This is a genomic window from Stenotrophomonas sp. 05L44_2 (genome assembly GCF_056665995.1).
The window spans coordinates 1-4,481 of the sequence record NZ_JBFTNR010000336.1; the positions used below are offsets into that span (position 1 = coordinate 1).

2 protein-coding genes are annotated in these 4,481 nt (G+C 69.6%); both read left to right on the forward strand.

What is annotated here, in order from left to right:
- Positions 1–2,444 (forward strand): 3'-5' exonuclease (locus AC1VAN_RS12800; protein WP_480985923.1); only part of this gene is annotated, 2,444 nt, incomplete at its 5' end.
- Positions 2,441–4,321, forward strand: coding sequence for an exodeoxyribonuclease V subunit alpha (gene recD, locus AC1VAN_RS12805; protein WP_032978529.1), 1,881 nt, complete (start codon positions 2,441–2,443; stop codon positions 4,319–4,321). The genes AC1VAN_RS12800 and recD, both read left to right, overlap by 4 nt.
- The last annotated feature ends 160 nt before the right edge of the window (positions 4,322–4,481 follow it).

Here is a 4,481-nt window from a genome sequence, read left to right on the forward strand (position 1 = left end):
ACCGCCAGTGGGGCATCTTCCATACCGTGTTCGGCGCCTCGCCGGAGGTGGACGAACTGGGGCTGCAGCCGGCGCTGTTCCTGATCGGTGACCCCAAACAGGCCATCTATGGCTTCCGTGGCGGCGACATCCATACCTACCTGAAAGCCAAGCAGGTGGCCGAGCAGGCACCGGCGCTGGACCAGAACTTCCGCTCGCGCCCGGCCGTGCTGCGCGCGCTGCAGGCGCTGTACGACAACGCTGGCGAAGATGCCTTCCTCGAACGCGACATCCGGTTCGAGCCGGTGCGGCCCGGTGGCGTGCGTGTCGATGAGGACTACCTGCGCGATGGCCGGGCCGCACCGGCGCTGACCCTGCGCCTGCTGCGCAGCGACGGTGAAAAGGCCCTTGGCGCCGATGCGTCGCGCGACGCGGCGACCCAGGCCTGTGTGGCAGCGATCCACCAGATCCTGCTGGAGGCGCGTGCCGGCACCGCGCTGCTGCGTGGGCGCCCGGTGCAACCCGGCGATATCGCCGTGCTGGTGCGCTCGCATCGCGAAGCCACGCTGGTGCAGCGTGCACTGGCCGCAGTCGGCATTCCCGCGGTGGCGGCCGGCAAGCAGAGCCTGTTTGCCACCAGCGAGGCCCGTGACCTGCGTGCGTTGCTGCTGGCGTTGCTGCAACCGGCCGACGAAGGGCGACTGCGTACTGCATTGGCAACGGTGCTGCTGGGGCAGCGCGCAAGCGCGATTGCCAGCATGGAGCGTGAGGGGGACCTGCAGCGCGGGTTCCAGGCACAGCTGCTGCACTGGCGCGAGCGCTGGCAGCGTGGCGGCCCGTTCGCGGTGGTGGCCGATGTCTGCGCCGCGCAGGGCGAGCGCCTGCTGGCACTGATCGACGGCGAGCGGCGCCTGACCAACTACCTGCAGCTGGGCGAACTGCTGCAGGAAGCCTCCGCGCAGGCACTGGGCATGCACGGCCTGCTGGACTGGCTGCAGGGGCAGATGGCCAATGCCGACCAGGATGACGAGCAGCAGCTGCTGCGGCTGGAGTCCGACGCGCGACGGGTGCAGATCATCACCCTGCACAAGAGCAAGGGCCTGGAATACCCGCTGGTGTTCCTGCCGTTCGTGGGCATCGATGGCGGCGCGCCGAACACCGCCACGCACTGCACCGTGCACCTGGAGGGTGAGCGCCAGCTGCATTGGAAGCTGGACAGGGACGATGCCTGGGACGCGGCCAGCAGCCAGCGCGAGCGCGAACAGCGTGCAGAAGACGCGCGCCTGCTGTACGTGGGCCTGACCCGCGCCGAGCATGCCTTGTGGATCGCCACCGGCGATCTGGCAGGCCATGCGAAGACCCGCCTGGCGCCGTTGCTGGGCGACCTGCAGGCGCTGCGAGCGCACGCGGACGTGGACCTGGATGACAGTGCGCCGCCGGGCCGCCTGCCGCAGCTGCTGGCCGAAACCGAAGGTGAGCTGCCTGCGGTGCGTGCCTTGACCCGCCGGGTGCCACATGACTGGTGGGTCTACAGCTTCACCCAGCTGGCGCATGCCGACGCTGGCAACGGCGACGATATCGAAGCGGCGGCCACCGAACTGCCGGCACCGGCTGCCGACGAACCCGCCGGTGCCGAGCTGCCGCTGGAACCGGCGCTGCCGGACGCTGCCGCAGAAGACACTGCGCCGCCGGATCCGCGCTTCATGGGCAGCCGCTTCGGCAACGTGCTGCACGATGCACTGGAGAACGTCGACTTCGCACTGTGGTCGCACTGGCAGCCGCAGCAACCGGCACCGGAGGGACAGGCCGACGTTCTGCGCCGCTCGCTGCACGACGAAGGCTATGCCGACGAGGATCTGGACGATGGCGTGGCGGTGCTGGTGCCGCTGGTCGGCCACACCCTCACCGTACCGCTGCCCGAAGGCGGTGCGCTGTGCAGCGTGCCCGAGCATGAGCGCCGGGCCGAAATCGAGTTCCACTTCGCCATCGAGCCGACCGCAGTACCGGTGCTGCTGCAGCTGCTGCACGAGCACGGCATCTCCAGCGCACGGCGCGGTTTCGGCCTGCGCAGAAGGCTGGAAGGCCTGATGACCGGCAAGATCGATCTGACCTACGTGCGTGATGGCCGCTGGTATGTGCTGGACTACAAATCCAACCGGCTGCCGGGTTACAGCCCGGACCTGCTGGAGATCGCCATGCGCCACAGCGAGTACGACCTGCAGGCGCTGATCTATACCGTGGCCCTGCATCGCTGGCTGCGCTTCCGCCTGGGTGCGGCATACGACTACGCGCGCGACATGGGCGGTATCCGCTATCTGTTCTGCCGGGGCCTGGATATCGCCGGCAACGGCGTGCACGTGCAGCGCTTCGCGCCTGAGCTGGTGGATGCGCTGGATGCCTTGTTTGCGGGCGGCGAAGCAGCCCAGGCCGAGATGGCGGCGCGCGCGCGCGGAGAAACCGCATGAACCTGCTGCGCGATCTGCATCGCAGTGGCCAGCTGCGCACCCTGGACCACGCCCTGGCCATCAGCCTCAAGCGCCTGCGCGAAGACACGCCGGACGACGTGGCACTGGCCGCCGCACTGGCCTCGCTGGCCGTGGCGCAGGGGCACGCTGGTTTCGATCCGCGCCAGCCCCAGCGCGTGATCGATGGCATCCCGGCATGGCCCGAACCTGCGCAGTGGCTGGCGCAACTGCAGGCCTCGCCCTGGGTGGCGACCCCGCAGGATGCCAACGCCGCCGCCGCGGAAGCGCCGCTGGTGCTGGAGAACGGTCTGCTGTACCTGCGCCGCTACCGCGAATACGAGCGGCAGTTGGCTGTCGGTCTGCAACGCATCGGCCGCCATCCGCTGGCTGCACCGGACATGGCCGCCGTGGCGCCCCTGTTCGCGCGTCTGTTCCCGCACGCCGCAACGGGTGAGGACCACCAGGCCCGTGCGGCTGGCGTAACCCTGCGCCATCCGCTGGCCCTGGTCACCGGTGGTCCCGGTACCGGCAAGACCACCACCATCGCCCGCCTGCTGCTGCTGTTGGCGGCACAGGCGCAGCACCAGGGCCTGCCCGTGCCGAAGGTAGCGTTGGCTGCACCCACCGGCCGCGCCGCCGAGCGCATGGCCGAAAGCCTGCGCCTGGCCGTACAGCGGCTGCAGGGGCAGGGGCTGGATCCGGCGCTGTGCACCGCGCTGCCCAGCACAGGCACGACCCTGCATCGCCTGCTCGGGGTGATTCCCGATTCACCGCGCTTCCGCCATCACGCCGACAATCCGTTGCCGGTGGACGTGGTGGTGGTCGACGAAGCTTCGATGATCGACCTGCCGCTGATGGCCAAGCTGGTCGACGCGATCGCCAGCGGTACCCGCCTGATCCTGCTCGGCGATCCCGACCAGTTGCCATCGGTGGAAGCCGGTGATGTGCTCAGCGCCATCCTGCGCGCCAGCGGCGATGGCATCGGCACCCGTGCCGACGATGCGCAGGCGCTGCATGGACTGCTGGCAGCGGCGACGCTGCAGCCGCAGGCACCGCCGCGCGCGTTCGCAGGCCGCCGCGTGCAGTTGCAGCGTGGCTACCGGCAGAGTGATGCGCTGGACCTGGCGCCGCTGGCGCAGGCCGTGCGTGGCGGTGACAGCGGTACCGCCCTGCGCCTGCTGCGCAGTGGCGGGCTGGCTGGTGTCCGTTTCCATGAAGGCGAGGCGGACCCGTTGCGTGGCCAGCGCGAGCATCTGCTCGACCACTGGCGCGCACTGGCCGACGCAGTGGACCCGGCGCAGGCACTGCAGCAGGCCGGTCGCTTGCGCGTGCTGACCGCACTGCGCGAAGGCCCGCAGGGCGCGCGTGGCCTCAACAGCCGTATTGAACAGCTGCTGGCTGGCAACACCCCGGGCTACTTCCAGGGCCGGCTGCTGCTGATCACCGAAAACAGCTACCGCCACCGCCTGTTCAACGGCGATATCGGCATCTGCCTGCGCGATGGCAGCGGTGCGATGGTGGCCTGGTTCCCCGGCGAGACCGCCGACCAGCCGCGCGCCTTCCACCCGGCAGCGTTGCCCGCACACGAGAGCGCGTTCGCGATGACCGTGCACAAGGCGCAGGGTTCGGAGTTCGAGGAAGTGTGGTTGCAGCTGCCGAGGCAGGACAGCCGCGTGTTGTCGCGCGAACTGGTCTACACCGGCCTGACCCGCGCCCGCCAGCGCCTGCAGGTGGCCGGCAGCGCCGAGGTGCTGGAGGCGGCATTGAAACGACATGCCAGCCGCCTTGGTGGGTTGGCGTGGCGACTGGGTGCGGAAGAGGTAACCGAGGAACCGGCGCGCGGCGAAGAACCCACCGTGCAAGGCACGTTGTTCTAAACGCCAGCCTTACCATCACGTCGGTCACCTTCATCCACGCACGGCGTGGAYCTACCGTGTCGACCAAGGTCGACACCCACCARRAGCAGGCCATGCCWTYCCGACAGATCGCGGRRAWCTGTCGAAGGCGGGGTGGGTCCGGTTGAGGGGGYGTGAGCCG

Coding starts and splice junctions, on each gene's coding strand:
- recD (WP_032978529.1), top strand. CDS start 2,441: ATGAACCTGCTGCGCGATCTGCATCGCAGTGGCCAGCTGCGCACCCTG.